Origin of the sequence: Amycolatopsis sp. NPDC051106 (assembly GCF_040682775.1) — a bacterium.
Lineage (GTDB): Bacteria > Actinomycetota > Actinomycetes > Mycobacteriales > Pseudonocardiaceae > Amycolatopsis.
Genome location: NZ_JBFBBQ010000053.1, coordinates 23,632 through 49,367 on the forward strand (window position 1 = coordinate 23,632; position 25,736 = coordinate 49,367).

Sequence of the window (25,736 nt, forward strand, 5' to 3'; positions counted from 1 at the left end):
CGGAAGTGCCGCCCGAAGGGGACATCGTGGACCCCGACTTCCTCCCCGACGCCGTCGACCTCGACCGGCCGAACGTCGCGAGGATCTACGACTGGGCACTCGGCGGCAGCGCGAACTGGGCCATCGACCGGCAGTACGGCGAGCTGGCGGTGAAAGCGTTTCCGCTGGCGAAGACGCTGGCGCGCGGCAACCGCGACTTCCTTCGCCGGGCCGTGCGCCACTGCCTCAGCGAGGGCATCACGCAGTTCCTCGACCTCGGCTCCGGCATCCCGACCGCCGGCAACGTCCACGAGGTCGCCGACGACTACGCCGACGACTGCCGCTGCGTCTACGTCGACCACGAGCCGGTGGCCGTCGCGCACGGGCGGATGCTGCTCGAGGAAACGGGCGATCCGGACCGGCACGCCGTGCTGCACGCCGACCTGCGCGACGCCGAGGAGGTCTGGGAAGCCGCGCTGGCCACCGGGGTGCTCGACCCCGAGCGGCCGATCTGCCTGCTCACCGTGGCCGTGCTGCACTTCCTGCCCGACGTCACCGGCGTGCGCGAAGCCATCCGCGACTACCGGACGCTGCTCGCGCCGGGGTCGGCGTACGTCCTCTCGCACGCGACCGAGTCCGGCGTCGAAGGTGACGAGCTGGACCAGATCCGGCGGCTCGTGAAGCTGTCCGAGCAGTCGAGCTCGCCGGCGGTCTCCCGGTCGCTCGACGAGATCGCCGCGTTCTTCGGTAACTTCGAGGTCGTCGACCCCGGGATCGTGCCTGTGGGAGAGTGGCGCCCCGAGCCCGGCGCCGCCCCGGTCCCCCTCGCGAGCGTGGTCGGCGGTGTCGGCCGCAAGCCTGGAGGACGGAAATGACGACGCAGGACCCCGAGGCCCCCGAAGGCGTCGACCTCGAGCGGCCGAACGCGGCCCGCATCTACGACTGGTTCCTCGGCGGCAACGCCAACTGGGCCATCGACCGCCAGTTCGGCGAGCAGGCGGTCAAGACGTTCCCGATGATCAAGACGGTCGCCCGCGCCGGCCGCGACTTCCTCGGCCGCGGCGTCCGGTACCTGGCGCGCAACGGCATCGACCAGTTCCTCGACCTGGGGTCGGGCGTGCCGACGGTCGGGAACGTCCACGAAGTCGCGGCGGAGGTGAACCCGAACGCGCGGTGCGTGTACGTCGACAACGAGCCGGTCGCGGTGGCGCACTCGCAGGTCCTGCTGGAGAAGGAGGGCGTCGCCGATCGGCACGCGGTGCTGCAGGGCGACCTGCGCGACCCGGCCGACATCTGGAAGCGCGCGCTCGACACCGGCGTCCTCGACACGAACCGGCCGATCGGCCTGATCATCGTCGGCGTCCTGTACTTCCTCGGCGAGGACGAGCCGGTGGCCCAGACCATCCAGAAGTACCTGTCGCTGCTGCCGTCCGGCTCGTACTTCCTGTCCTCGCACCTGACCACCGAAGGCCTCGGCGCGCTGGCCGACTCCGACAGCCGCGCGTCGATCGTGGAGCAGTACAAGAAGTCGAGCACGCCGCTGCACCTGCGCAGCAAGGCCGAGTTCACGTCGTTCTTCGAGGGCCTGGAGCTGGTGGAGCCGGGCATCGTCTACCTGCCGGAGTGGCACCCGGACGAGATCGAGTCCCGGGCCACGAAGAAGCTCGCGAACGACCCGGCGTTCGTCGGCCACCTCTGCGGCCTCGGCCGCAAACCGTGACGGCGGCCTACGACGCGGTCGCCGTCCAATACGCGGAGTTCGTCCGCGGCATCTGGGACGGCGACCCGCTGGACCGGGCCGCGTGGGCGGCGTTCGCGGACTACGCGCGCGGCCGCGGGCCGGTCGCCGACCTCGGCTGCGGACCCGGCCACCTGACGGCGCACCTGCACTCGCTGGGACTCGACGCGTTCGGCGTCGACGTGTCGCCGGAGATGGTTTCGCTGGCGCGTGCCGCTGAGCCTTCGCTGAGGTTCGAAGTGGGTTCGATGGCGGCTCTGGACCTGCCGGACGCGTCGCTCGCGGGGATCCTGTCGTGGTACTCGGTGATCCACACGCCGCCGGCGGAGATCCCGGGGTACTTCGCCGAATTCACCCGGACGTTGGCGCCTGACGGTCACGTTCTGTTGGGGTGCTTCGAGTCCGGCGACGGGCCGGTCTCGGAGTTCGACCACAAGGTCACGACGGCGTACCGGTGGCCGCTGGGCGAGCTGATGGACATCGCGGCCGAGGCGGGACTCGTCGAGGTGGGGCGGATGTACCGCGAGGCCGTGGAAGGGGAGCGCCCGTTCCGGCAGGGACGGCTGCTGCTGCGGAAACCGTAGCTCGGACGGCATGAACGACCCTTTCACCGCGTCTGACGGGGTGAACGAGTCGTTCAGGGCATCGCCCACCTCGCTTCCAGCGCCCGGGTGAGCCCGAACTTGCCGCAGTGAATGACTCATTCCTGGCGCCAGACGCCAGGAATGAGTCATTCACTGCATCGGAGGCGACCCGGCCTGGCCCGGAAACGGCGAGAGCCCCGGTCCGCGCAGGGGACCGGGGCTCTTCGTCGTGGTGGGACAGCAGTTCAGGCGCGCGAGCCCACCCGGCCGCGCAGGAGCGGGCTCAGGTCGATCGCGGCTTCGAGGGGCCGGGTGGTCCGGACCCCGTCGGAGTGGCGCTGCAGCGGGAGGTCCTGGTCCGTCGCCCACGTCGTGGTCTTGCGCAGGGGCGCCTGGATCAGGCTGAAACCGAAGCGGTTCCTCAGTTCGTTGCCGATTCCGCGGCGGCCGCGGTGCTCTTCTTCCTCGCGGCGCAAGAGCGAGTTCAGCCGGACGGCCATCGTCTACACCCCCAGCTCTCGTCGCGGAGACCGGGCGCGTTCGACGCCGGCCAGTCCGAGACAGGGTTCACACGGCAGGCCGGCCCCGGGGGACGGCCATTCCAGTTCAGTGCGGGAAAACGCTTCCCCGCCCTTGGTTCGGACCAGCTGGCTCGTGATGTCCCGCCCGGAGGCGTGGGCCACCCGGCGGGCCTCATCGGCGGTTCCGCCGGCGAGCCTGCCCATGACGAGAACGCCCGGTGGCGCGCTGTCCTCGACGATCACGCTGATCCTCCCCCATGAGGTCCTGCGGTGGTGGTTTGGTCGGTCGTCAACCAGTGGCCTGCCCTCGGGGACCGCCCGTCGCAGAAAGGCAGTCATTCACCGACACCAGCGCCCCGGCCGATGCGATTAATCCTACTCCTGGAATAATCTTCATGTCGAGGCCGGACCTAGTTGATCACCCGCTTGGCCGTGTGGCGTACTCCATTGAGACACTGAGTAGCCGGACGCGGGTACTTTCGACCTGGTCCCGGCCGCGCCCCCCATCGATCCACGGAGGTACGACCCATGGCGGATTATCCGTCGTTCGCGGATTACGATCCGAACACGGCCGTGTCCCTGTTCCAAGAGGCTGCCTGGGAGAAGTCCTTCGCCAGCGAGCCCAACGGTGGGAGCTGCGTCGAGGTCAACCTCGGCCGCGAAGGCCTGATCGGCGTCCGCGACACCAAGCTCGCGACCAGCCCCGTCTTCGTGTTCGACACCGCCGAATGGGAAGCGTTCCTGGTCGCCGTGAAGGCCGGGCAGTTCGACCTGCCGGCCTGATCCATCCCCTGCTGCGTCCGAAAAAATGGCGAAGGCCCCCTTCCCCGTCTGTGGTGAAGGAGGCCTTCGCGGCGGCGCGGATACGTCCAGGCGCCGATTGTGAGGGGAATCTCACCCGATCGCCGGAAGCTCACCCCCGCGCAACCGGCTCCGGGTCCGGCGCCAGGCCACCACGACCAGCGCCACGAGCCCGATCAACGGCAGCGTGCTGATCGCCCAGCTCAGGCCCATCGGCGGCCCCGGCTGCTCGAGCACCGGCAGCGCGCGCAGGTCGCCGGTGCCGGACCCGGCCGGGCCGTTGACCGTGAAGTGGAACGTCCATTCGCCCGGCCGGGGCATCGAGCGGACGTCGAGCCCCCACACGTCGAGCTTGCGCGGGTGGCGGACCAGCGGCTGCGTGCGGTTCTTGCCGCCCTCCGGGTTGATCATCGTGAGCGTGCCGGACTTGTCCTCGATCCCGCCGTCGGGGATGAACGTGAAGTCCAGCGACTGCATGGCTTTCAGCGGCCAGGTGCTGAACCCGATCGTCATCCCGTACGGCCCGGCCTGCACGTGCTCGGTGTGCACGATGTTGACCGGCTCGTACGCGTTCGCCGGCGCCGCGGTGGCGAACAGCAGCCCGGTGACGGCGGCCAAGGCCAGAACAATCCGCCTTATGGGGGTTCCGGGTGGCAGAGCCCCCGGCCGGGGCGGAGCCCCGAATGACACTGCCTTACGCATCAGCGGTTTCCCCCTTCTTCGCGGGCGCCAGCAGGCAGAGCATCCCGCCGAACCGCCACCCGGCGAACCCGCCGAGCAGCCCGAGCAGGCCGCTGAGCACGGCCGTCGTCGTCAGGTACCAGGCCGGCGGCAGGTGCGCGCCGGTGTAGAGCAGGACGCGCTGCAGTGGCAGGCTCAGCCCGATCAGCAGGCCCGCGATCCCGCCCGCGAGCACCGACACGCGGCCCGCGGACCACCCGCGGCGGCGGCCGGCGAAGTACGCCAGCTCCATCAGCGCGGCCACCGGCAGCAGCGCCATCGGCGTCAGCGACGGCATTTCCGGCACCCCGGAGATCGCGTCGCGCATCGGCAGGCCGACGAGGTCCGCGTATGCCTGGGCCGCCCACGGCGAGAACCACCAGAAGACCGCCTGCACGGCCGCGACCATCGCCGCGGTGCCGACCGCCCCGCCCGGCCGGCGCAGGAACCCGGCGCCGACCGCGACGAGCAGCACCGCCATCATCGAGCAGCCGATCGAGACGGCGTCGGCGTAGTCGTCCGGCACCTGCTGCAGCCCGAGCGCCAGCACTGGCCCGAACGTGAGCAGCACGGTCAGCGAAGCCAGCGTGCCGATCCGCCCCCAGCGGTGCTCCCGCGCCGCGGCGAACACCGCGGTCGTGCCGATCAGCGACACCGTGATCGACAGCAGCAGCCCGATGTGCGGCGGCGAGTCGATGACCGCGTCGAAGCCGTAGAGCCCGTGCCACCACTGGTCCCACAGGCCGTACAGCAGGAACGTCGCCGCGCCGACGCCGGAGACGAGATAGCCGAGCGGGGCCGCGAACGTCTTGCCGAACACGTTGACGACGCGGCCGCCGATCCGCGGGTCGACCGGACGGCCCGCGCGGCGCGCCGCCGTCGTCAGCAGCACGACGGCGAGGCTCGCCAGGCCGACGACCGCGCTGCCCGCGTACAGGAACAGGTGCGGCAGCGTGAAGAACGTGTCCGGCCCGACGTCGCTGTGCCACTGGATGTCCCAGGTCAGCCCGACCAGTGACAGCAGTGACCCCCCGAGCACGACGTTCGCGGGCAGCAAACCCGTTCGCGTCTGTTTCGCCACCGGCGTGGTGCGCACGCCGGATGCGGTGAGATCCATTTCCCCCGACCTTTCTACTTGACCAGCAACGGAAAAACGACTTGGGCGGGCCCGCCGGGGCCGCGCAGGGACACGGTGATCTCCCACTGCCCGGACATCGGCAGCGCGACCCCCGTGGCGCGGAACCGGCCGGAGCTTTCCGCCACGGCGAGCACCGGGGCGAACGCGTGTCCCATCTGCGCCATGACCGGTTCGACCAGGACGCTGTCGGGCGCGGGGCCGGTCACCGCGACCGCGAACGTGTTGCCGCCGATGCGGGGCGCGTCCGCGGAGAACTGGACGGTGTACGGCCCGGAAACCGCCTGCTGCGTGGTGGCTTTCGCGGCGCCGGCGGGCCAGAGCAGCCAGGTGACGCCGGCCACGACGATCAGCGCGACGACGGCGATCAGCACCTTGGGGCGGTTCATCGGCCGGCTCCTGTCGTCGGGACGTCGACCACGGCGGGGATGGTGAGCACGCGGTAGCCGCGTTCGGCCTGCAGCCAGATGCGGTACCGGCCGGGCGCGGCGAAGGTGTAGGTGTAGCTGACGTCCGGCCCGTAGGCGGCGACGGTCTCGTCAGGGCGGTCCAGTTGGCCCGCGACCGGCGGGATCATCGCGTGGACATGGGCCCACGTCGGTGCCTTCGCGGCGTCGGTGCCCGGTTGCCCGGTGATGGGCCCGGCGACGATCAGGTGGCCCAGCATGCCCAGCCACGGCTGGAGGTCCTGGGTCTTGAAGTGCGCGGTGATCGTGGTCGGCGTGCCGGGGGTGATCGTGAGGTCGACCGGCGTGCCGTCGACGGTCCGCGGTCCGGCGCCGGCCGGTTCGGGGACGGGCGCGGCCGTGCCCGTCAAGTCCACAGTGGACCGGACGAGCTGGACCCCGCCACCGCGCCGGACGAGCTCCGCGGCGACGGTGTACGTGCCCGCTTCCGGATCGGCCACGTCGACGCGGTAGCCGCCGGGGCCGACCCGCACCGGGTGCAGGTGGCTCATCCGGCCGGACGGCGAGACCAGTACCAGGTGCACGAGTGCGTTGTCGTGGATCAGCAGGTCGTCGACCGGGCGGCCGGTGGCGCCGTCGGTGAGGTGCAGCGTCAGTCCGCCGCGTTCGGCCTCGACCGCCAGGTTTACCGGTGGCCGCGAGTAGTCCACTGTGGACAGCTGTGCGTTGGCGTACGGGTCGGTGACGTTGTCGTACGTCGGGTCGAGCTGGCTGCCGGGCGCGGGCGGCGGGGGAGTGCTCGCCGACAGCAGCGCGCCGGTGACCGCGACGGCGATCGCGGCGACCGCACCGCCGGCCGGGATCAGCGCGAACGCGGTCCGCCGCGCTCGGACCCCGACCACGAGGGCGAGCAGTAGGAAGACGCCCGCGGCGACGAACCCGCCGTAGGTCGCCTTCTCCCACGGCGGCACCACCCGCGCGGGCACGATGAACGGGATGGTCGCGGTGGTCCCGCTGCCGTCGTCCAGCGACAGTTCCCACGGCCCCGGCTTGCCGACTTCGAGATTTCCCGCGTACACGCCCGGTTCGGCGCCGAGCACGACGTCACCGCGTGAGGTCACGACGCCGTCGGCCGCGACGGCCAGGTGCAGCGTGCCGGGCGCGGTGCCCTGGTGCGTCACGACGTCGACCCGCAGCGGCGACGGCGTGACGTCGACCCGGCGGATGATCACGGTCAGCTCGCGTGCGCCGAGCGTCTGCGCGATCTGGATGTCGCTGCCGGACGGCGCGCCGTCGGCGTGTGCGGTCCCGCCGGCCAGTGCGATCCCCAGCACGGCCAGCAGCATCAGCAACGCGGCTTTCGATTTGGTCCCCATCGTGGAGCGAACTTATCGGCGGTGGACCGTGTCGGGCGTCACGGCGCGGGGGGAACTCCGGTCCCCAGTGCGGGGGACCGGAGCCCCCGGGGATCTCAGGGGCGCAGGAACTTCCGCAGGTGGGAGACGACTTCCGCGGGCTGTTCCTCGGGCAGGAAGTGGCCGCATTCCTCGATCGCGACCCCGGTGACGTCACTGGCGTACTCCTGCCAGATTTCGAGCGTGGGCAGGGTGCCCAGCAGGCCGTTCGCGCCCCAGAGCGCGAGAAGTGGCTGGGTGACGCGCTTTCCGGCGTCGTAGTCGGCGTCGTCGAGTTCGGCGTCGTCCGGAAAGGAGGCTCGGTAGTCGTCGAAACCGGCGCGGAGGGCGCCGGGCTGGGAGAAGGCGCGGACGTACTCCGCGACGGCGTCCGGGTCGAGGGTGTGGCGCTGGTAGGTCCAGCGTTCGTAGAAGTAGCCGAGGTAGCCGGCGATGTTCTGGCCGGCGAGCAGCTCCGGGAGGTCCGGCTGGAGGTGGAAGAGCCAGTGCCAGTAGGCCTTCGCGGTGCCGGTCTCGAGGCGTTGCCACATCGCGCGGGTCGGGGCGATGTCGAGGACGGCGAGGCGGTCGACCTGGTCCGGGCGGTCGAGGGCCCAGCGGTGGGCGACGCGGCCGCCGCGGTCGTGCCCGGCGACGGCGGTCCGCTCGAAGCCGAGGTGCTCGGCGAGGGCGGCGATGTCGGCGGCCATCGTGCGCTTGTCGTAGCCGGTCCGGGGCTTGTCGCTGCGGCCGTAGCCGCGCAGGTCGGGGGCGATGACGGTGTGCGTCTCGGCGAGCGGCTCGAGGACCCGGTGCCAGCAGTGCGATGTCTGCGGCCAGCCGTGGAGGAGGAACAACGGCGGGCCCTCGCCGGCCCTGACGTAGTGCATCCGGATGCCGTTGACGGTGGCCATGCTTTCTAACCTGTTCATACGGTTAGAAGATAGTGGCCCTTCTAACCGTTCGCAACGGTTAGAGTGTGGGACATGGAGTGGGCTTTCGACGGCGGACGGCCGTGCCTCGACCTGGTCAACACGCTGCGCTCCCGGTACGCCGAGGGCGTCGAGATGCTGACCGGGCCCGACGCGCTGGCGGAGTGGCTCTCGCTCGCGGGCTTCACGACGGGCCCGGTGCCGGTGACGGCCGGGAACGTGCTGGCGGCGAAGGCGTTGCGGGAAGCGATCGACCGGGTGCTGCTCGCGGACGGCTTGCCGGACGAGATGGACGTCGACCTGGTGAACAACGCGGCGTCCGCGGCTTCCGCGCCACCACCGCGGCTGGTCGTGGCGGACGGTCGCCTGCGCCGCGAGGTCCCGGCGCCGAAGGACCCGGTGGCGGTGGCGTTCGCGGCCCTGGCGGCGGACGCGATCGACCTGGCGACGAGCGACGCGGAGGTCCGCATCTGCGCGGCGGACGACTGCGGGGTCCGGTTCTGCGACGCGTCGCCGCGGCGGAACCGTCAGTGGTGCTCGATGTCCCGCTGCGGCAACCGCGCCAAGGCCCGCGCCCACTACGCCCGGGTCAGCGGCCGCGACGACTAGCTGGCGGAGCCTGGGCCGTTGCCGCCCACCAGGCGTTGGTAGACCTTCGGGTGGGCGCGGAGCCAGACGTTGAGCCGGCCGATCCAGCGCATGTGCGCGGTCCGCAGCCCAGCCGGGATCGGTGTCGCGAGAAGCCTGACCGCGCCGGCGAAACGCCGGAACCGGCGTTGGTCCCGAAGAGTCCACTGTAGACCGAGACGGTCGCGAAGTACCGGTGGCAGAGTCGCCCGGAGCAGGAACACCTGGGTCCGGGCGTGCCACCGCCACCACGAGTCGGGCAGCCACCGCACCGGCTTGCGTACCGTCCGGATCGTCTCGAAGAGCTGGTCGATCGTCGGATTCCCGGTGAACCCGGCCACCATCTCGTCGTAGTAGCGCTCGAACGACGTCCAGTCCGGCGGCAGGTCGCGCTCCCGCACGCCGAGCAGGCGTCCGACGTCGCACATCTGCGCGTAGTACTCCTCAAGCTCCACATCGGACAGCGGTCGGCCGAAGAAACGTTGCGCGTCAACGGGAGCCTTCACCAGAGTCGCGTGTACCCAGGCATAGGCCTCGGGGTTCAACGCGCTGTAACGCCGTCCGTCCAGCGAGCCCGTGAACGTACGGTGCAAGGCCCGCAACCGCGCGGCTTCCACCCGCGCACCCGCGACCCCGCCGTAGACGTAGATCGACAGCGACGCGCCCGTCCGCATCAGCCGCGTCCAGGGATCGGATGTGTAGCCGGAATGATCGCGCACGCCCGCCGCGACGACCGGGTGCGCCACCTGCAGCACCAGCACCTGTCCCGCCAGCAGCCCGTCGCGGAAGTCGCCGAAGTACTTCCACGCCGCCGTGCCGCGGACGATCGGCGCGGCCATCAAGCCCCGCGGAGCAGCATCATCAGCGGCTCGGCGACCGGGGTGTCCGTCTCGCCGGTCGCCAGGCGGCGCAGCTGCAGCCCGGCGATCAGCGCGACGACCGGCCCGGCCAGCCGCCGCGGCTCCGGCACGCCCAGCGCTTCGAGGATCGTCACGGCCAGCTCGTCGTACGCCGCGAAGCAGCGCGAAGAAGCTTCGTGCAGCTCGGGATCGCGGGCGGACTGGAGGTACAGCTCGTGCGCGCCGAGCTCGTCGGCGCCGAACGGCAGCTGCGCGATCACGTGCTCGACGACCGACGCGGCCTGCTCGACGCTGAGGCCGTCGGCGCGGTAGCCGTCGACGATCGCGCCGAGCTTCGCCGTCTCCTCCGCGGCGAACATCAACATCGCTTCGCGCAGCAACGCCGTCTGGCTGGCGAAGTGGTAGGTGAGCGTGCCGAGGGACACGCCGGCGGCGGCCACGATCCGGCGGTTCGTCAATCCGCCGACGCCGTGCTCGCCGACGACCGTCAACGCGCCACGCAGGATGGCTTCCCGGGTGCTTACCAGCTTGTCTCGGGATGCCGCTCCGGCCACCGTTCGACCTCTTCCAGTTGCGCGGCGAGCGAAACCAGCCGCTCCTCGGCGTGCGAGGGGCCGAGCAGCTGCGCTCCCAGCGGCAGCCCGCCGTCCGTCAGCCCGGCCGGCACGTTGACCCCCGGCCAGCCCAGCACGTTCCACGGCCAAGCGTACGGGCAGGCGGCGATCATGGCCTGGTCGGTCTCCCAGCCGGACAGCCCGTCGAACGTGCCGATCGGCGGTGGCGGGGTCGCGGTCGTCGGGGTCAGCAGGACGTCGACGCGGCCGAAGACCGAGCCGATCCGGCGGTGCAGTCCCGGCTCCAGCGCCCGCGCGAGCCGCAGCGCGGGCCCGGCGAGCAGGCGGCCGTGGCCGGCGTTGCTGCGGGTGCGCGGGTCGAGCCCGGTGCGGTCGGGTACGCGCAGCGTCCAGTCGCGGACACCGGTGAGCGAGCGCGGCAGGAACGTCAGGCCGATCAGCCCGTAGTCCGGCTCGACCTCGACGATCTCGTGGCCCAGCCCGGCGAGCGACTCGGCGAGCCGGCGCACGGCGGCTTCGACGACCGGGTCGAGCCGGGTCTTGGTGGCGGTGAAGGGAATCCGCGTCGACAGCCCGATCCGCAGCCGGCCGGGTTCACGGGTGGCGGCGGTCCGGAACGTGCGGCCGGTGTCGGCGGTGACGTCCAGCAGGAGGGCGGCGTCTTCGACGGTGCGGGCGAGCGGGCCGAGCACGGTCAGGCCGTGGAACAGCTCGCCGTCGGTCGGGATCCGGCCGCGCTGGGTCTTGATGCCGACGAGCCCGGTCCACGCGGCCGGGATGCGCACCGAGCCGGCGCCGTCGGAACCGAGCGCGGCCGCGATGACCCCCGACGCCACCGCGGCCGCGCTCCCGCCCGAAGAGCCCCCGGGGGTGTGGCCGGGGTGCCACGGGTTGCGCGTCACGCCGAAGGCCGGGCCCTCGGTGAACGGCCATTGGCCCAGCTCGGGGGTGTTCGTCTTGCCGATGATGACAGCGCCGGCCTCCCGCAGCAGCGCGACGGCGGGCGCGTCGGTGGTGGCGCACGGGAACTCGCCGGCGCAGCCGAACGACGTGGGCAGGCCGGTGAGGTCGACGTCGTCCTTGATCGCGACGGGCACGCCGAGCAGGGGTTGCCGGTCGCCGGCCCGGAGCCGCTCGTCCGCCTCGGCCGCTTCGGCGAGCGCCGCGTCGTCGCGCAGGTGCCGGAAGGCGTTGAGGGTGGGCTGGCTCGAGTGCGCGCGCCCGAGCGCGGTCGCGGTGAGCTCGGCGGAGGTGACTTCGCCCGCGGCGAGCTGCGCGGCCTGCGCGGCGAGACCGGTGAAGTCCAGGCTCGTGGCTGTCATGGCGGCCCCCGGAGGTTCTCGTTCGTTCGAACGAACGTTACCGGATACCGTCGGTCTCCGGCTACTCCCGAGCGCCCCAATGTGGCGTTGGTTGCGTCCCACGCACCGAACGCCACATTGGGTGCGTCTGACGCACCGAACGCCACATTGGGGCGCTCTAGAGTGGGGGACAGCCGAGCCCGGAGGGCCGATGACGTTCGACTTCGCCGGATTCCCCGACGCCGCTCTTGCCGCGATCCCCCGCGTGGACCTCGGTGGCTGGCCGACGCCGCTGCACGAGGCGCCGCGGCTCGGCGAAGCCCTCGGCCTGCGGAACCTCTGGCTGAAACGCGACGACGTCCACCCGCTCGGCGCCGGCGGCAACAAGCTCCGCAAACTCGAGTTCCACCTCGGCGCGGCCCGGGAAGCCGGCGCGGACACCGTGATCACCTTCGGCGCGCTCCAGACCAACCACGGCCGCCAGACCGCCGCCGCGTGCGCGAAGCTCGGCCTGCGCTGCGAACTCGTCCTCACCGCGAAGGTCCCTCGCGACGGCGAAGCGTACGAGCGGGGCGGGAACATCCCGCTCGACAAGCTCTTCGGCGCGACAGTCCACGTCTGCGCGGACGGCGAAGAGACCGGCCGCACCTACGACCGGCTCGTCGCCGAAGCCACCGCCGAAGGCCGGAAGGTCGCCACCGTCCCGGTCGGCGGCTCCAACGACCTCGGCGCCCTCGGCTACGTCCGCGCCACGTACGAACTGGCGAAGCAGCTGGAAGAACGCGGTGTCGAGCGCGCCCACCTCGTCGTCCCGCACGCCAGTGGCGGCACGGCGGCCGGGGTGGTGCTGGCCACCGCGTTGCTCGGGAACCTCGGCGTCGGCATCGCCTGCGTCAGCCACCCGCTCGACGAGGCCACCGAGAACCTGCGTGACCTAGTCGACGGCGCGGCGAAGCTGCTCGGCGTCGTACCGCCGCCGCTCACGCACACGAAGATGAGCGACTCCACCCTCGGGCCCGGCTACGGCATCCCGACCGACGCGGTCTGGAACGCGCTACGGCTTTTCGGTCGCACCGAGGGCGTTGTGCTCGATCCGGTTTACACCGGCAAGGTGGCCGCCGCGCTGGTCGAATGGGCGGGCCACTTCGCCCCCGACGACCACGTGGTGTTCCTGCACACCGGCGGGATGCCCGGCCTGTACGGCTACGCGCCCGAATTCGCCGAGGCCGTCGAAGGCTGACTCGAGCCGGGTCGCGACCCGCAGCAGCGTGCACAGCAGCACGACGTCGGCGAGCAGCAGCCCCCGCTGCGTGACCCCGATCGGGAACGCGTCCGAGATCTCGCGGAACGGCCCGATTTCGGCTTCGCTCAGCCGCACCAGCACGAAGCTGATCGCGAACAGCCCGAACGCGACCGCGGTCAGCCGGATCGCCCGTACGACGGCGGCGCGCTCCGGCCGTCCCCGCAACGTTTCCAGCAGCGAGATCGCCGCGCCGGGCAGGCTCAGGAACGCGACCAGGCACGCGTAAAGGTGGATCTCGCCGCTCACCGGGTCGGGCGCCTCCGGGTAGCTCGCCGGGAACACCGCGGCCGCGGCCATCCCGAGCGACCAGAGCGCGAGCAGCACCCGGGTCGTCCGCGACATCGGCACAGCGGCGGCGTGCAGCGCGCCGAGCACCGCCAGCGAACCGATGGCCAGCGACAACACGCTCGCCGCGAGCATCCCTTCGCCCCGGTCGGTCACGGTGTAGCTCGACAGCGTGTCGTACACCGGGTCGTGCGAGCTGATGATGTGCAGCACCACGGCCGTGAACAGCCCCCAGCCGATCGCGCCCAGTGCCACGAGCCGCCACGGTCTCGTGCGCTTCCCCTGTTCCGTCCCCATGCTCTCCAGGTTCTCGGAGAACGGGACGGTCGTGATCAGGGAAGACCCTGAATTCCCCCGGATGCGAAGTCGATCAGTACCAGGGCCTGGTCGTCGTGGCGCTTCGGGCGCGGCCAGCGTTCGCCGTCCGGGTCCTGCTTCTCCGCGGTCCGGACGGCGTCCAGCACGGCGTCCGGACCGTCGGCGCGGGTGATCGCGAGGACCTCGCGCCAGTCGAACAGCTCGTACTGGTCGACGCCGATCGAGACGCCGTCACTGGCGAGCAGCACGGCGTCGACGTCGGCCCGCGGCCAGCTGCGGCGGACCGCGTGGGCGGCCGCGCCCGGATCGGCTTCGGCGACCCAGAAACCGTCGTGGGCGTTGCGCCGGCGCCGGACGTCCGCGCCGGTCTGGAGCATCCCGCGCCGCCGCAGCCGGGTGAGCCGGTCGTCGGAGACGACGTCAACACCGGAGTCGCCGAAGCCGCCGAAGCCGACGACCGGGCTGTCGGCCAGCACCAGCGCTTCCACGCGCTCTTCGAGCCACCGCACCCCCGCGACCGTGCTCGACGGCGACTGCTGCGGCCGCAGGGCGTTCTCCGCCGTCACGACGGCGATCGCGCCGGTCAAGAGGTCCGTCAGGTCGGCTTCGGGTGCCGCGCGGAGGTCGTCGGCGAGGCGGTGGGCGAGCCGTTCGGCGTACCAGCCGCCCGGGGGTTGCGAGGGGTCCGACGAGGTGGCGCCGTCGAGGACGAACACGGCGTTGTCCAGCACGACGACGTGGTCTTCGGTCGGGCGGGGGTGGCCGTCGGCGCCCACCCCGGCCCGCTCGGCGATCACGATCTCGGGCATCACCCGACTGTACGTCGCCGGTCCGCGGTCTTCGCGCCGAGAACGCTGCCGAGGAGCGCAGTGAATGACTCATTCACTGCGTCGGATGCCAGGAATGAGTCATTCACTGCATCGCAGCGAGCTGTCAACTCAGGTTGACACAGCCCTGATGTCAACGTAGGTTGACAGGCATGACGGAAGCGACGGACCTGGCCGCCCGGGCCGGCGACCGCGATCCCCGGGTGGGACTGCGTGCGGTCGCCGCGCTCCGGCGGCTGGTGGAACAACTGGAGGCCGTGCAGGTCCGCAGCGCGCGGATCAACGGCTGGTCGTGGCAGGAGATCGCCGCCGAGCTGGGGGTCAGCCGGCAGGCCGTGCACAAGAAGTACGGGAGGCACTGATGTTCGAACGGTTCACGGCGGACGCGCGGATGGCGGTCGTCGAAGCGCAGATCGTGGCGCGGGAGTCCGGTTCGGTGGAGATCCGGCCGGTGCACCTGCTGGCCGGCCTGGTCAAGACCGACGTCCCCCTGCTCGCCGAGCTGGGTATCTCCACGGAAGAAGTCGCCGCCGAACTGGCGCGCACCCGGCGTCGCGGCGGGGTCAGCGAGGCCGACGCCGAAGCGCTCACCGAGTTCGGCATCGACGTCGAGCAGATCGTCGAACGCATCGAGCAGACCCACGGCGAGGGGGCGCTCGCCGGCCGGCTCGGGCCGGTCAAGCGCGGGCACATCCCGTTCACGTCGCAGTCGAAGAAGACCTTGGAGTTGAGCCTCAAGGAGGCGGTCCGGCTGGGGGACAAGCACCTCGGGCAGGAGCACATCCTGCTGGCGCTGGCCCAGCAACGCGACACCGACGACGTGCTCGCCCGGCGCGGTGCCGACTACCCGACGCTGCGCCGGGCGGTGCAGCAGCGCAAGGCCGGCTAGCGGCCCTGCCGCTCTTCGGCGGAACGGTCGCGCCAGGTGGTCAGCGGCAGCAGGATCTGGGTGAGCGGCCCGATGGCCAGCGCGTAGAGCACGGTGCCGATCCCGACCGTCCCGCCGAGCAGGAAGCCGACGGCGACCACGGTGACCTCGATGCCGGTGCGCACCAGCCGGACCGACCAGCCGGTGCGCCCCGCCAGCCCGGTCATCAGGCCGTCACGGGGACCGGGGCCGAGCCGCGCGCCGACGTAGGTGGCGGTCGCGACGCCGTTGAGCGCCACCCCGCCGGCCAGCAGCGCGATCTGCCACCCCAGGTCGTGCTGGTCGGGGAGCACGGCCCGCACGGCGTCGACCATGACCGAGATGACCACGACGTTCGCGATGGTGCCGATCCCGGGCCGCTGGCGCAGCGGGACCCACAGGAGGAGCACGACCACGGAGATCAGCCCGGTGACCGTGCCGAACGTCAGGCCGGTGTGTTTCAGGACGCCTTCGGCCAGCACGCTCCACGGCTCGAGGCCGAGGCCGGCGCGGGTCACGAAGGCGACGCTGGTGCCGTAGAGGGCGAGGCCCCCGAACAGCTGGACACTGCGGCGGACGGGGTCGCGGGAGATCCGGACGGGCCGGAGATCGATCTGAGCCACGTCTCCACTATCAGGGCAAAGTGGCCTTGTAAACCATGGCCACTTCCAGGATATTGGCCTGATGGAACCCGTCATCCCGGTAGGTGGACGCATCTCCGGTCCTCGATTGGCCACCTTGCTGGGCTCCTGGCGGCAAGGCGGGTCGCGGCAGGGGTCAGCCGATCTGGCCGCCGCCATCGAGCTGCAGGTGCTGGACGGCCAGCTCCCGCTCGGCACCCGGCTGCCCGCCGAGCGCGAGCTGGCCGACGCGCTCGGCGCCAGCCGGACGCTGATCGGCGCGGCCCTGGACCGCTTGCGGGAGAACGGGTTCGTCGCGAGCCGCCGCGGCGCGGGGTCGTGGATCGCCGCGCCCGGGCGGCGTCGCCGCGGCCCGCTAGCCCCGGTGGGGGACGGCTCGATCGACTTCACCCACGCGTCCTCGCCGGCCATCCCGGGCACGGCCGCGGCGGTCGACGCGGCCCGCGTCCGGCTCGCCGACCACCTGGGCGACCACGGCTACCAGGAACGCGGCCTGCTCGGCCTGCGGGAGAAGATCGCCCGGCGGTACACCGAACGCGGGTTGCCGACGACGCCCGCGCAGGTGATGGTCACCAACGGCGCGCACCACGCGTTCGTCCTGGTCCTGCGGATGCTTTCGGGCCCCGGCGACCGCGTGCTCGTCGAGCAGCCGACGTACCCGAACGCGCTGGAGGCGATCCGCGCCGCGCACGCGATCCCGGTGCCGGTGGCGCTCGACCCGGCCGGGCTGCGTGGCTGGGACATCGCGGGCATCGACGCGGCGTTGCGCCAGGCGAACCCGCGGTTCGCCTACCTCGTCGTCGACTTCCAGAACCCGACCGGCCTGCGCCTGGACGCCGAAGGCCGCGAACGGCTCGGCGCGGTGCTGGCCCGCGCCCGGACCCCGGTCGTCGTCGACGAGACGCTCGTCGAGCTGGACCTGGAAGGCGACCCGCTCGACGGGCCGCCGCCGCTGGCCACCTTCGCCGGCGACCTGGCGATCTGCGTCGGCTCGGCGTCGAAGACGCACTGGGGCGGGCTGCGCCTCGGCTGGATCCGCGCGTCGGAGGACCTGCTCGGCCGGCTGGTTTCGGCGCGCTACGCGGTCGATCTCGGGTCGCCGGTGTTCGAGCAGATCGTGCTGACCGAGCTGCTGGCCGACGAAGCCGCGCTGGCCCAGCGGCGCGACGAGCTGCGCGGCTACCGCGACGCCCTGGCCGGCGCGGTGCACCGGTACCTGCCGGAGTGGACCTTCACGCTGCCGAAGGGCGGCCTGTCGCTGTGGTGCCGGATGCCGGAGCCGGTGAGCTCGCGGCTGGCGGTGGCCGCGGCGAGCCACGGGGTCCAGGTGGCGCCCGGCTCCCGCTTCGGCGTCCACGGCGGCCTCGAGCGCTGGATCCGGCTGCCGTTTTCCCTGCCGCCGGACAAGATCGACGAGGCGGTCCGGCGGCTGAGCGCCGCGGCGGCGTCGGTCAGCGGCACCCCGGCCTCACTGGACGCGCCGATCGCCTGAACGAACCGGTGCGCTGGATGCGAGCCTGCTCCCAGGGATGGGCGGCGTTCGTGAGCATCCAGCGCACCGGTTCGGTGTGCACACCCCCGTTCGCGGACGTGACCCCGCTCGCGGGTAACCGCTGGCTTCCCGGCACAGCCCCTCGACGTGCCGGGAAGCCCGCGGTTCAGATGCGCTCTCGGTACTGCGAGATCTCGCTCGGCGCGGTGAGCGAAAACTCCCGGAGCGCACCCGGTGTGGGTCCCGGCGTCGCGGGGGCAGCGCGACGCCGGGACCGGGATCCGACCCGGCCGGGCGCGGTCGGCCGGTCGGAAAGACTGTGGTTTCGCATGGGTTTACGCCCCTGGGGTACGTCGGACGCGGTTGAGCGTCACGAGACGTGAAAGAGTCACGGATCGCGTACTGGAGCAGGGGAATCGTTACGCCTTATCGGCGTGCGCGTGCGTCTAGTTGATCTTGTTTTGGACGCAGTTCTCCCCGGCTGCCCGGTCCCGGGTCAGTCGGGGGAGGTGGTGGGCAGGGCGGCTTCCCTGCCCGCGCCGTCGACGTCGTGGTCGAGGCTGGCACCGATGAGCTTCAGCTGGGTGGTGGTGACGTCGTCGGTGTGCACGGCGAACGGGTGGCGGACGCCACCGGGGCCGTCGTGGCCGGGAGCGGCGGTCGGCGCCGGCGCGCTCGGGGCGGTGGTGCCGCCGGGCAGGCCCGGAGTGCTGTCGCCGCCACCGCCGTTGCGAGCGTGGACACCGGAGTCGCGCGGCTGCTCCTGGTGGGCGGGCAGCGTGTGCTGCACCTCGACGAGGTGCACGACCGCGGCCCGGGAGGCCGTCGACGTCGTCGCCGCTTCCGCCGCGGCGGGGGCGGTTTCGGTGCCGGCGGCGGCGGTGGTCACCGGGGTGAGGGTGTCGCTGACGACGCCGGGCACGATGACCGTGACGCCGCCGGAGTTCGAGCTGCCGCCCAGGATCGGGTCGAGGAGGTCGTCGAGCGGGAGCAGGACGGGCGCGTCCGGGTTGTTCGCGGGCGCCTGCGTGAGCGGCGCGAGGACGGTGTGGGACAGCGTGTCCGTGAGGGTGGTGACGGTGTTCAGCGTTCCGCTGACGGTCGTGGTGACCGTGTTCAGCGTGCCGCCGACGACGTTGAGGACGCCGCCGACGAGCCCGCCGAGCAGATCGCCGGACGAGGTCGCCTTCGTCGTGGGCTGGGTCAGCGGTTCGGTCGCGGAGGTGACAGTGCCGACGAGTCCGTTGAGCAGGCCGCCGGAGGAAGTTGCCTTGGTGGTGGTCGCGGGCTCGGTGAGCGGCTTGGTCGCGGAGGTGACGCCGTCGACGAGGCCGCCGAGCAAGCCGCCCGAGGAAGTCGCCTTCGCGGCCGGTTCCGTCGCCGGTGCTGTCGACGGTTCTTCGGCGGGCTGAGTGTCCTTCGTGGACTGCTTCGCGGTGGCCTCGGTGTCCGCGGCCGTCGTCTCGGGTTCGCCGGTCGTGGCCGGGCCGGCCTGGGTTTCGTCCGCCTGGCGTGCGCACTTGGCGTCTTCGCGGTGGCTCCGGTGGTGCCTGCCGTGCGCGAAGGGCTTGGCGGAATGGTCCACAGTGGAGACGGCCGGGGCCTCCGGGCAGCTCGCCGTTTCGGCGGCGCTCGCGGTGCTGCCGGACAGCGCGCCGGTGAGCAGCCAGCCGGCGAGGGTCAGGCCCCCGGCGACGAGGATCTTGGCGGCGGGCCGCTGCAGCGCGGCCGCCCACGGCCGCGGCGTGCGCGCTTTCCCGAGCTGGTGACCTGCGGAAATCGAGTCGCCGCCGAGGCGGGTGCCGGCTTCCGGACCCCGGCGCACTTCACCCGCTGTGAGCGCAGGCCGCGCGGGAGCGCTGCGGCGCGCGTTCGCCGTGCTGCTCACCGCCACCACCACCGTCCGCGCCTGAAACTCTCACGGTGTCCGCTCGAGTTTTGTTCTTGCTGGGGTCTTTACTCCGGCCAGGTCGCAGTTCCCCCGGGGCTGCACTCTTTCTAGCACCGCTCGGGAGTCTTTCATCTCTCCCGCGTTCGATCCAGCCCGTAAGCCGGAACGGCCCTACCGGGCAAGGTATCTGCGGCCGACGAGTTGATCACTCTCAGTGCCGTTCGGGTGCTTCCCGGCCGCCATTCGGACCAGTTCTGCAACTTGCATATTTGAGCGTTGACCTGATGTTTCCCGTACCCCGATAGCTTTCCGTGCCGACACAGTGGCTTTCGGTGCGCGGGCAAGCGTTTCAGCCGGGCGATCGGCACGCGGCCCGGAGAGCGGGACGCGCGCTGCGCCGACGGGGTCCACAATGGTCGGCCGGCCCGCATCCGCGCCGCTCGGACCACTCCGGTCCGTGATCGTCGACGCCCGCGCGCCCGCTGGTCCGGACCGCGCTCGCCAGGCGGCGCCGCAGACGCGAAAGTGCCTTCATGATCGCGGAGCGTGACACCCGGCTGCGGCAACCGGACGACCCCGCCGGCCGGTGCCGCGGCGGTCGCCGGCGCACCCGGCCCCGGGCCCGCACGGCGCGTCGGCATTTCACCCCCGAATTCACCGCCGGAAAGTTTCCGCCTTGCCGGCGCGGTCGTCAGACCAGTTTGCGCAATCGGGTGATGCCCTCGTCGATGACGTCGTTGCGCTTGCAGAACGCGAAACGCAGGAGGTGTTTCCACTCGTCCGGGTGATCGGTGAACACCTTGACCGGCACCGCCGCGACCCCGACCCGCCCGGGCAGCTCCCACGCGAGGTCGGCGGCGTCGGTGAAGCCCAGCGGCCGCACGTCGACGCAGACGAAGTACGTGCCGGCCGTCGGCCGCACCGTGAACCCGGCGTCCGCGAGCCCGGCCGAAAGCCGGTCGCGCTTTTCCTGCAGGCTGGACCGCAGGCCGTCGACCCAGGGCAGCTCGTGGTCGAGCGCGTGTGCGACGGCCGGCTGCAGCGGCCCGCCGGACACGAAGGTGATGAACTGCTTCGCCGCCTTCACCGCCGCGACCAGCTCCGGCGTCGAGCAGACCCAGCCGATCTTCCAGCCGGTGCAGTTGAAGGTCTTCCCGGCGCTCGAGATGCTCACCGTCCGCGGGCGCATGCCGGGCAGCGTGACCAGCGGGATGTGCTCGGCGTCATCGAAGACCAGGTGCTCGTAGACCTCGTCGCAGATCGCGATGAGGTCGTGCTCGACGCAGAGCGCGGCGAGCGCCTCGAGCTCGGCGCGGGTGAACACGGTGCCGGTCGGGTTGTGCGGCGAGTTGACCAGGATGGCCCGGGTTCGCGGCGTGACGGCGGCGCGCAGCCCGTCGACGTCGAGGCCGAACCGCCCGTCTTCGCCCTCGACCAGCCCGACGACCTTGCGTTCGGCACCCGCCATCGCGACCGCGGCGGCGTAGGAGTCGTAGTAGGGCTCGATGACGATGACCTCGTCGCCGGGCTCGGTCAGCGCGATCAGCGTTGCCGCAATGGCCTCGGTCGCGCCCGCGGTGACCAGGATCTCCGTGTCCGGGTCGTACTCGGTGCCGTAGCGCAGCCGGTGCCGCGCGATAGCCGCGCGCAGCTCGGGCCGTCCCGGTCCGGGCGGGTACTGGTTGGCCCCGCCGAACAGCGCGTTCTTGGCCGCTTCGAGCATGCCGGCCGGGCCGTCGGTGTCCGGGAAGCCCTGGCCGAGGTTGACCGCGTCGTGCCGGACGGCGAGCGCGGTCATCTCCGCGAAGATGGTCGAGGTGAACGGCCGGAGGCGGGGGACGAGAGCAGGTTCGCGCACGATCAGCCATCCTCACGGACAATGGCAGGGTGGAGCAACTGACCCCCGCCAAGGTGACGCCCGCCGACCCGCCGGGCGGCGCCGCCGGTGAAGAGGAAAAGCGGCGCGCGCTGCGCAAGATGAAGCTGGTCGCGCTGTCGTTCCTGATCGGCGCCACCATCGTCTTCCTGCTGACGAGCTGGGCGCAGTCGAGCGGCTGGCCGGGCTGGGTCGGCTACGTGCGCGCCGCGGCCGAAGCCGGCATGGTCGGCGCGCTCGCCGACTGGTTCGCCGTCACGGCGCTCTTCCGCCATCCGCTCGGGCTGAAGATCCCGCACACGGCGATCATCCCGAACAAGAAGGACGCGCTGGGCAGCAGCCTCGGCGACTTCGTCGGGTCGAACTTCCTCTCCGAGGAGGTCGTCCGCGACAAGCTGAAGCGCGTCGAGATCGCTCGCCGCCTGGGTGCGTGGCTGGCCCAGGAGGACAACGCCGAGCGCGTGACGTCCGAGCTGGCCACGGTGGTCCGGGCCGCGGTCCGCGTCCTCCGCGACGAGGACGTGCAGGCGATCATGGAGCAGGCCGTCGCGCGGCGGATCATCGACAAGCCGTGGGGCCCGCCGCTGGGCAAGATCCTGCAGGGCGTGTTCGCCGACGGCGCGCACCACAAGCTCGTGGACCTGATGTGCGACCGCGGCTACGAGTGGGTCCGCGACAACCACACGACGATGCTGCGCGTGGTGTCCGACCGCGCGCCGAGCTGGTCGCCGAAGTTCGTCGACGAGATGCTCGCGGACAAGGTCTACGGTGAGGTGCTGTCGTTCGCGTGGGCGGTGAAGACCGACGTCAACCACCCGATGCGGCTGGCGCTGGACAAGTTCCTCGGCGAGTTCGCCCAGGACCTGCAGACCGACCCCGACGTGATGGCCCGCGCCGAGCAGGTGAAGGGCCAGATCGTGAACCACGAGGAGGTCCAGCGGCTGATCGGCTCGGCGTGGAGCACGGCGAAGGAGATGCTGCTGACGGCGGCGGAGGACCCGTCGAGCGAGCTGCGCCGGCGCGTCCGCCTGGGTCTGACGTCCCTGGGCGGGCGGCTGGTGTCCGACGACCAGCTGCGCTCGAAGGCCGACGGCTGGGTCGAGGGCGCGGCGGCGTACCTGGTGAAGAACTACTCGCGCGAGATCACGACGATCATCACGGACACGGTCGAGCGCTGGGACGCCGAGGAGACGTCGCGCAAGATCGAGCTCCAGGTGGGCCGGGACCTGCAGTTCATCCGCATCAACGGCACCGTCGTGGGTGCGCTGGCCGGGCTCGTCATCTACGCGGTCGCGGAGCTGCTGTTCTGACGAGCTTGGTCGTATACCACATCTGGGGGAGGTTCAAACCAGTTGTCCACAGGCAGCTGAGTTATCCCCGGGGTTATCCACAGGTTTTCACGGGGATGGCCTAACGGCTGTCCACAACGTGTGGGGGTGAGGGCGGTCGGGGCGTGGATATGTGGTGCTGGGTCGCGGGGTTGTCCACAGGCTTTCGAGGGTCCGCCGCTCGGATGAGAGCGGGTCAGCCCGCCGCGGTCTCCGCCGCCCGGGCTCGCCAGCCGCGCGCCTTCTCGCGGTTCCCGCACACCCGCATCGAGCACCACGTGCGCGAGCGGTTGCGGGACTCGTCGTAGAACGCCCACAGGCACGTGTCCGCCGGGCAGATCTTCAGGCGGATCCAGTCGCCGCGCACGACCAGCCGCGCGCACGCCGCGAACACCGCTCCGACCACGTCATCCGCCATGAGCGCCGGACCCTCGTCCGTGAGGGAGATCCGCGTGCCGACGTCGAGGCTCCCGCCGGGCAGCCGGGGGTCGCCGATCGCGGCGCGCAGGGCGTCTCGCGCCGCGCGGGCCTCGGCGGCCGGATTGGGGGTCAACGCCCGCGCCGCCGCCCACCCTCGCCACTGCCCGGGATCTTCGAGCAGGTCAGTGCCCTCTTCGACGTTGACCGTGTTGAGGAACTCCACGACGAGGGATGCGTCGGTGTGCACGAACCCAGTGTACGGCGGTCGGTGGTTGCCCCCGCGTGCGCTAACCCACATAATGCTTTCACTGGTTACCGGCAAGCGAAAGGAGCGACGATGAGTGCGGTACCGACGCTGGGTGTGGTGGCGCTCGACTGCCCCGACCCGGTGGCACTGGCCGGGTTCTACCGGGCGGTGCTGGAGTGGGATGCGCCCGAGGTCGCCGACGACGGCCACTGGGTCACGCTGGCCAACCCCGCCGGCGGCGCGGGCATCGCCTTCCAGCGGGTGCCCGACTACCGGCCGCCGGCGTGGCCGTCCGCGGAGAACCCCCAGCAGCTGCACCTGGACCTCAACGTCACGGACCTGGAAGCGGCGCACGAGCGCGTGCTCGGCCTGGGCGCGAAACTGCTGGACGACCAGCCGAAGACGTTCCGCGTCTACGCCGATCCAGTGGGCCACCCGTTCTGCCTCTGCGCCTGCTGACGCGTTTATGCGTAGGCTCTGATGTGTGATTTGTCCGAAGTGTCAGAACCAGATGCGGACCGTGGACAAGAACGGCGTCCACATCGACCAGTGCGAGGGCTGCCGCGGGATCTTCCTGGACCGCGGTGAGCTCGAAGCGATCTCCGGTGCGGAGAGTTCGTTCTACGGCCACCAGCCACCGCCCTACCAGGGTGGTGGCCACGGCCGTCCCGATTCGCCGCGGCCCTACCGCGGTGGCTATCCGGACTCGCCCAAGGGCTACCGGGGAGGCGGCTACGCGGATTCGCCGAAGGGCTACCGCGGCGGCGGCTACTCGGATTCGCCGAAGCCGTACGGGCACGGCCACCGCAAGCGCGGCTTCCTCGAGAACCTCTTCGACTGAGGTGGGTCTCGACCTGCGGATCTGCCCGTCGTGCGGCGACCGGGCAGACCGCCCGGTCGCCGCCGGGGCGGAACTGGAGTGCGTCCGGTGCGGACACCGGTGGCCGTTCCGGCGGCTGCCGCTGTTCGCGCTGACCGGCCCGAGCGGCGCGGGCAAGTCGACGCTCGGCCCGCTCCTGGAGGCCCGCTTCGGCGGCGAGGTCGTGGTGCTGGAGCAGGACGTCCTCTGGACGGGAGCCCTCCGCGACGACGTCGCGGCGTTCCGGGCGGTGTGGCTGCGGATGGCGGCGATGCTGCACCAGAACGGCCGCCCGGTCGTGCTGTGCGGCACGGTCGCGCCGCCGGAGTTCGAGCCGCTGCCGGAGCGCGCGTTCTTCAGCGAGATCCACTACCTGGCCCTGGTGAGCACGCCGGAGTCGTTGAGCGGCCGGCTGCGGGCGCGTCCGGCGTGGCGGGAGTGGGACGAGCCGCGCATCGAGGAGATGCTGGAGTTCAACGACTGGCTGCAGAAGTCGGCGGCGGAACTGGGTGTCGACCTCTTCGACACGACGGAGGCCTCGGCCGAGGCGACGGCCGACCACGTCGAGAAGTGGATCCGCGCGCGGCTGCCGTAGTTTTCCCGTGAAAGCTACGCTCCGGCGAGGGGCCAGGTCCGGCCGCCCGGTTCGTCGAGCCAGAACTCCTGGCGGTCCGCGGTGACCGTCACCCCGAAGCGGTCGCGGTCCGGCTTGCCCAGCTCGCACCACTCGACGTACGCCGCCTCGGCCAGCTCCCACAGTGCTCGCGGGCCGCCCTGGGCCACTTCGTCCGCGCCGGCGCGCTTGCGGTGCCGGACCCACGAGCCGTCCGGGTGGGCCAGCGAGACGCTGTCGCCCGCGCCGTCGCGCACCGGGCGCACGCCCGGCATCGCCAGCCCGGCGAAGAACTCGAACTGCTTGCGCGGCTGGATCACCGACGACATCGGCAGCCGCGTCTGCTCCCAGTCGTCGCGTGACGGCATCGGCAGCGGGTCGGCCTGGGCCAGCCGGTGCGCGCGAAGCGGCATGAAGCGGCCGTCGCGCGCGAGGACGTGGCCCTGCCCGGTGCCGTCCTCGCCGGCGACCAGCCGGATCAGCCCGGCGCCGATCGGCCGGTTCAGCGTCGTCACGATCAGCCCGCCCGGCACCGTCTGCGCCAGCCACGCGGACGGGATCGAGGAGACCGAAGCGGTGCACAGCACCCGGTCGAACAGCGTGCCGGCCGGGAAGCCGAGCGCGCCGTCGCCCACCTCGCACGCCGGCCGGTAGCCGGCCGCGGCCAGCCGTTCGCGCGCCGCGCCGACGAGCACCGGGTCGATGTCCACTGTGGACACCTGGCCGGCGCCGCAGCGGTGGCTCAGCAGCGCGGCGTTGTAGCCGGTGCCGGTGCCGATCTCGAGCACGCGCTGCCCGTCCCGCACCCGCAGCTCCTCGAGCATGATCGCCATGATCGACGGCATGCTCGACGAGCTCGTCGGCGTCCCCGCCACCGGCCCGGTGCGCCGGGCGAGCTCCCAGCGGTCCGGGTCGTCGTCCAGCTGCGTGACCAGCACGTCGCGCGAGTAGACGGCCTCCAGCCAGCCGGGATCCTCCCGGTCGACCGCCGCCCACAGCCCGCCTGCCGGCGTGAAGAACCGCGGCAGGAAGACGTGGCGCGGTACCGCGCGGAAGGCGGCGATCCATTCCGGGGCGTGCAGGACGTCCTCGTCGAGCAGGTGCTCGACGAGGCGCCGCCGCAGCCGGGCCGAGCGCGTCATACGCCCACGTTAG

The 25,736-nt window shown here is 71.8% G+C and carries 29 protein-coding genes and 1 pseudogene; 13 read left to right on the plus strand and 17 right to left on the minus strand.

Going from position 1 to position 25,736, the window contains the following annotated elements; genetic code table 11:
- The first annotated feature begins 26 nt into the window (after positions 1-26).
- The 3 genes from AB0M83_RS31835 to AB0M83_RS31845 are packed head-to-tail and all read left to right on the plus strand — an operon-like array spanning position 27 to position 2,301.
- A complete protein-coding gene (locus AB0M83_RS31835; protein WP_364522511.1) occupies positions 27-854 on the plus strand; it encodes an SAM-dependent methyltransferase in 828 nt (275 codons plus the stop codon).
- The gene (locus AB0M83_RS31840) at positions 851-1,699 is read left to right on the plus strand and encodes an SAM-dependent methyltransferase (RefSeq protein WP_364522513.1); all 849 of its coding nucleotides are present in this window, start codon (positions 851-853) and stop codon (positions 1,697-1,699) included. The genes AB0M83_RS31835 and AB0M83_RS31840 overlap by 4 nt, the downstream gene beginning before the upstream one ends.
- Complete coding sequence (locus AB0M83_RS31845; protein ID WP_364522515.1) at positions 1,696-2,301, plus strand: class I SAM-dependent methyltransferase; 606 nt, start codon at positions 1,696-1,698, stop codon at positions 2,299-2,301. The genes AB0M83_RS31840 and AB0M83_RS31845 overlap by 4 nt, the downstream gene beginning before the upstream one ends.
- Before the next feature lie 245 nt (positions 2,302-2,546).
- On the opposite strand, the gene AB0M83_RS31850 is transcribed toward AB0M83_RS31845, so the two are convergent.
- Positions 2,547-2,801, minus strand: coding sequence for a hypothetical protein (locus AB0M83_RS31850; RefSeq protein ID WP_364522517.1), 255 nt, complete (start codon positions 2,799-2,801; stop codon positions 2,547-2,549).
- 3 nt (positions 2,802-2,804) lie between these two features.
- Positions 2,805-3,065 carry a hypothetical protein gene (locus AB0M83_RS31855; RefSeq protein ID WP_364522519.1) on the minus strand — a complete coding sequence of 87 codons (261 nt, stop codon included), beginning with the start codon at positions 3,063-3,065 and terminating at the stop codon, positions 2,805-2,807.
- A gap of 285 nt (positions 3,066-3,350) precedes the next feature.
- On the opposite strand from AB0M83_RS31855, the gene AB0M83_RS31860 reads away from it, so the two are divergent.
- Positions 3,351-3,605, plus strand: coding sequence for a DUF397 domain-containing protein (locus AB0M83_RS31860; RefSeq protein WP_285482105.1), 255 nt, complete (start codon positions 3,351-3,353; stop codon positions 3,603-3,605).
- A 111-nt stretch (positions 3,606-3,716) separates the two neighbouring features.
- Here AB0M83_RS31860 and AB0M83_RS31865 read toward each other — a convergent pair whose 3' ends face one another.
- The 5 genes from AB0M83_RS31865 to AB0M83_RS31885 all read right to left on the minus strand — a co-directional run bounded on the left by AB0M83_RS31865 (position 3,717) and on the right by AB0M83_RS31885 (position 8,211).
- Entirely contained in the window at positions 3,717-4,262 is a 546-nt protein-coding gene (locus AB0M83_RS31865) for a hypothetical protein (RefSeq protein WP_364522604.1), read from the minus strand.
- Positions 4,263-4,317: 55 nt separating this feature from the next.
- Positions 4,318-5,460: a hypothetical protein gene (locus AB0M83_RS31870; protein ID WP_364522520.1), complete on the minus strand. Its 1,143-nt coding sequence runs from the start codon at positions 5,458-5,460 to the stop codon at positions 4,318-4,320.
- A 14-nt stretch (positions 5,461-5,474) separates the two neighbouring features.
- On the minus strand, positions 5,475-5,867 hold the full coding sequence (locus tag AB0M83_RS31875) for a hypothetical protein (protein ID WP_364522522.1): 393 nt from the start codon (positions 5,865-5,867) through the stop codon (positions 5,475-5,477).
- Positions 5,864-7,261: a hypothetical protein gene (locus AB0M83_RS31880; protein WP_364522524.1), complete on the minus strand. Its 1,398-nt coding sequence runs from the start codon at positions 7,259-7,261 to the stop codon at positions 5,864-5,866. The genes AB0M83_RS31875 and AB0M83_RS31880 overlap by 4 nt, the downstream gene beginning before the upstream one ends.
- A gap of 95 nt (positions 7,262-7,356) precedes the next feature.
- The gene (locus AB0M83_RS31885) at positions 7,357-8,211 is read right to left on the minus strand and encodes an alpha/beta hydrolase (RefSeq protein WP_364522526.1); all 855 of its coding nucleotides are present in this window, start codon (positions 8,209-8,211) and stop codon (positions 7,357-7,359) included.
- 54 nt (positions 8,212-8,265) lie between these two features.
- On the opposite strand from AB0M83_RS31885, the gene AB0M83_RS31890 reads away from it, so the two are divergent.
- Positions 8,266-8,820: a CGNR zinc finger domain-containing protein gene (locus AB0M83_RS31890; protein WP_364522528.1), complete on the plus strand. Its 555-nt coding sequence runs from the start codon at positions 8,266-8,268 to the stop codon at positions 8,818-8,820.
- On the opposite strand, the gene AB0M83_RS31895 is transcribed toward AB0M83_RS31890, so the two are convergent.
- The 3 genes from AB0M83_RS31895 to AB0M83_RS31905 are packed head-to-tail and all read right to left on the minus strand — an operon-like array spanning position 8,817 to position 11,595.
- Positions 8,817-9,677 (minus strand): oxygenase MpaB family protein, encoded by an 861-nt coding sequence (locus AB0M83_RS31895; protein WP_364522529.1) that lies wholly within the window; start codon positions 9,675-9,677, stop codon positions 8,817-8,819. The genes AB0M83_RS31890 and AB0M83_RS31895 overlap by 4 nt on opposite strands.
- The gene (locus tag AB0M83_RS31900) at positions 9,677-10,252 is read right to left on the minus strand and encodes a TetR family transcriptional regulator (RefSeq protein ID WP_364522531.1); all 576 of its coding nucleotides are present in this window, start codon (positions 10,250-10,252) and stop codon (positions 9,677-9,679) included. Before AB0M83_RS31900 ends, AB0M83_RS31895 begins: the two co-directional genes overlap by 1 nt.
- Positions 10,219-11,595, minus strand: coding sequence for an amidase (locus AB0M83_RS31905; RefSeq protein WP_364522535.1), 1,377 nt, complete (start codon positions 11,593-11,595; stop codon positions 10,219-10,221). The genes AB0M83_RS31900 and AB0M83_RS31905 overlap by 34 nt, the downstream gene beginning before the upstream one ends.
- A gap of 190 nt (positions 11,596-11,785) precedes the next feature.
- Between AB0M83_RS31905 and AB0M83_RS31910 the strand changes: the two genes are divergently transcribed.
- On the plus strand, positions 11,786-12,814 hold the full coding sequence (locus tag AB0M83_RS31910; protein ID WP_364522537.1) for a D-cysteine desulfhydrase family protein: 1,029 nt from the start codon (positions 11,786-11,788) through the stop codon (positions 12,812-12,814).
- A gap of 84 nt (positions 12,815-12,898) precedes the next feature.
- Here AB0M83_RS31910 and AB0M83_RS31915 read toward each other — a convergent pair.
- A pseudogene (locus AB0M83_RS31915) lies at positions 12,899-13,459 on the minus strand (DUF998 domain-containing protein); the annotation flags it as partial.
- Between the two features lie 35 nt (positions 13,460-13,494).
- A complete protein-coding gene (locus tag AB0M83_RS31920; RefSeq protein WP_364522539.1) occupies positions 13,495-14,289 on the minus strand; it encodes a protein phosphatase 2C domain-containing protein in 795 nt (264 codons plus the stop codon).
- A gap of 170 nt (positions 14,290-14,459) precedes the next feature.
- On the opposite strand from AB0M83_RS31920, the gene AB0M83_RS31925 reads away from it, so the two are divergent.
- Entirely contained in the window at positions 14,460-14,669 is a 210-nt protein-coding gene (locus AB0M83_RS31925; RefSeq protein WP_284750436.1) for a helix-turn-helix domain-containing protein, read from the plus strand.
- Entirely contained in the window at positions 14,669-15,196 is a 528-nt protein-coding gene (locus AB0M83_RS31930) for a Clp protease N-terminal domain-containing protein (protein WP_364522541.1), read from the plus strand. The genes AB0M83_RS31925 and AB0M83_RS31930 overlap by 1 nt, the downstream gene beginning before the upstream one ends.
- Here AB0M83_RS31930 and AB0M83_RS31935 read toward each other — a convergent pair.
- The gene (locus AB0M83_RS31935) at positions 15,193-15,837 is read right to left on the minus strand and encodes a hypothetical protein (RefSeq protein ID WP_364522543.1); all 645 of its coding nucleotides are present in this window, start codon (positions 15,835-15,837) and stop codon (positions 15,193-15,195) included. The genes AB0M83_RS31930 and AB0M83_RS31935 overlap by 4 nt on opposite strands.
- Before the next feature lie 61 nt (positions 15,838-15,898).
- Here AB0M83_RS31935 and AB0M83_RS31940 point away from each other — a divergent pair, with 61 nt between their 5' ends.
- Positions 15,899-17,347: a PLP-dependent aminotransferase family protein gene (locus AB0M83_RS31940; RefSeq protein ID WP_364522545.1), complete on the plus strand. Its 1,449-nt coding sequence runs from the start codon at positions 15,899-15,901 to the stop codon at positions 17,345-17,347.
- Between the two features lie 496 nt (positions 17,348-17,843).
- Here AB0M83_RS31940 and AB0M83_RS31945 read toward each other — a convergent pair whose 3' ends face one another.
- Both AB0M83_RS31945 and AB0M83_RS31950 read right to left on the minus strand, forming a co-directional pair.
- Positions 17,844-19,235: a hypothetical protein gene (locus AB0M83_RS31945; protein ID WP_364522546.1), complete on the minus strand. Its 1,392-nt coding sequence runs from the start codon at positions 19,233-19,235 to the stop codon at positions 17,844-17,846.
- 694 nt (positions 19,236-19,929) lie between these two features.
- A complete protein-coding gene (locus tag AB0M83_RS31950; RefSeq protein ID WP_364522548.1) occupies positions 19,930-21,096 on the minus strand; it encodes a pyridoxal phosphate-dependent aminotransferase in 1,167 nt (388 codons plus the stop codon).
- A gap of 29 nt (positions 21,097-21,125) precedes the next feature.
- Between AB0M83_RS31950 and AB0M83_RS31955 the strand changes: the two genes are divergently transcribed.
- Positions 21,126-22,424 carry a DUF445 family protein gene (locus AB0M83_RS31955; RefSeq protein ID WP_364522550.1) on the plus strand — a complete coding sequence of 433 codons (1,299 nt, stop codon included), beginning with the start codon at positions 21,126-21,128 and terminating at the stop codon, positions 22,422-22,424.
- Positions 22,425-22,638: 214 nt separating this feature from the next.
- Here AB0M83_RS31955 and AB0M83_RS31960 read toward each other — a convergent pair whose 3' ends face one another.
- A complete protein-coding gene (locus tag AB0M83_RS31960; protein ID WP_364522552.1) occupies positions 22,639-23,109 on the minus strand; it encodes a CGNR zinc finger domain-containing protein in 471 nt (156 codons plus the stop codon).
- Positions 23,110-23,199: 90 nt separating this feature from the next.
- On the opposite strand from AB0M83_RS31960, the gene AB0M83_RS31965 reads away from it, so the two are divergent.
- Genes AB0M83_RS31965 through AB0M83_RS31975 form a run of 3 tightly spaced genes read left to right on the plus strand, consistent with a single transcriptional unit; the run spans position 23,200 to position 24,563 of the window.
- A complete protein-coding gene (locus AB0M83_RS31965; RefSeq protein WP_364522554.1) occupies positions 23,200-23,568 on the plus strand; it encodes a VOC family protein in 369 nt (122 codons plus the stop codon).
- Between the two features lie 28 nt (positions 23,569-23,596).
- The gene (locus AB0M83_RS31970) at positions 23,597-23,950 is read left to right on the plus strand and encodes a zf-TFIIB domain-containing protein (protein ID WP_364522606.1); all 354 of its coding nucleotides are present in this window, start codon (positions 23,597-23,599) and stop codon (positions 23,948-23,950) included.
- A 1-nt stretch (position 23,951) separates the two neighbouring features.
- Entirely contained in the window at positions 23,952-24,563 is a 612-nt protein-coding gene (locus tag AB0M83_RS31975; RefSeq protein WP_364522556.1) for an AAA family ATPase, read from the plus strand.
- A gap of 14 nt (positions 24,564-24,577) precedes the next feature.
- Here the strand turns inward: AB0M83_RS31975 and AB0M83_RS31980 are convergent, their stop codons facing one another.
- Complete coding sequence (locus AB0M83_RS31980; RefSeq protein ID WP_364522558.1) at positions 24,578-25,723, minus strand: methyltransferase domain-containing protein; 1,146 nt, start codon at positions 25,721-25,723, stop codon at positions 24,578-24,580.
- Positions 25,724-25,736 lie beyond the last annotated feature (13 nt).

Bases quoted from the DNA above. Each gene is read 5' to 3' on its own strand.
- AB0M83_RS31875 (WP_364522522.1), bottom strand. From the start codon at position 5,867: ATGAACCGCCCCAAGGTGCTGATCGCCGTCGTCGCGCTGATCGTCGTG.
- AB0M83_RS31850 (WP_364522517.1), bottom strand. From the start codon at position 2,801: ATGGCCGTCCGGCTGAACTCGCTCTTGCGCCGCGAGGAAGAAGAGCAC.
- AB0M83_RS31905 (WP_364522535.1), bottom strand. From the start codon at position 11,595: ATGACAGCCACGAGCCTGGACTTCACCGGTCTCGCCGCGCAGGCCGCG.
- AB0M83_RS31920 (WP_364522539.1), bottom strand. From the start codon at position 14,289: ATGCCCGAGATCGTGATCGCCGAGCGGGCCGGGGTGGGCGCCGACGGC.
- AB0M83_RS31925 (WP_284750436.1), top strand. From the start codon at position 14,460: ATGACGGAAGCGACGGACCTGGCCGCCCGGGCCGGCGACCGCGATCCC.
- AB0M83_RS31980 (WP_364522558.1), bottom strand. From the start codon at position 25,723: ATGACGCGCTCGGCCCGGCTGCGGCGGCGCCTCGTCGAGCACCTGCTC.
- AB0M83_RS31910 (WP_364522537.1), top strand. From the start codon at position 11,786: ATGACGTTCGACTTCGCCGGATTCCCCGACGCCGCTCTTGCCGCGATC.
- AB0M83_RS31880 (WP_364522524.1), bottom strand. From the start codon at position 7,261: ATGGGGACCAAATCGAAAGCCGCGTTGCTGATGCTGCTGGCCGTGCTG.
- AB0M83_RS31940 (WP_364522545.1), top strand. From the start codon at position 15,899: ATGGAACCCGTCATCCCGGTAGGTGGACGCATCTCCGGTCCTCGATTG.
- AB0M83_RS31860 (WP_285482105.1), top strand. From the start codon at position 3,351: ATGGCGGATTATCCGTCGTTCGCGGATTACGATCCGAACACGGCCGTG.
- AB0M83_RS31895 (WP_364522529.1), bottom strand. From the start codon at position 9,677: ATGGCCGCGCCGATCGTCCGCGGCACGGCGGCGTGGAAGTACTTCGGC.
- AB0M83_RS31870 (WP_364522520.1), bottom strand. From the start codon at position 5,460: ATGGATCTCACCGCATCCGGCGTGCGCACCACGCCGGTGGCGAAACAG.
- AB0M83_RS31965 (WP_364522554.1), top strand. From the start codon at position 23,200: ATGAGTGCGGTACCGACGCTGGGTGTGGTGGCGCTCGACTGCCCCGAC.
- AB0M83_RS31890 (WP_364522528.1), top strand. From the start codon at position 8,266: ATGGAGTGGGCTTTCGACGGCGGACGGCCGTGCCTCGACCTGGTCAAC.
- AB0M83_RS31840 (WP_364522513.1), top strand. From the start codon at position 851: ATGACGACGCAGGACCCCGAGGCCCCCGAAGGCGTCGACCTCGAGCGG.
- AB0M83_RS31930 (WP_364522541.1), top strand. From the start codon at position 14,669: ATGTTCGAACGGTTCACGGCGGACGCGCGGATGGCGGTCGTCGAAGCG.
- AB0M83_RS31885 (WP_364522526.1), bottom strand. From the start codon at position 8,211: ATGAACAGGTTAGAAAGCATGGCCACCGTCAACGGCATCCGGATGCAC.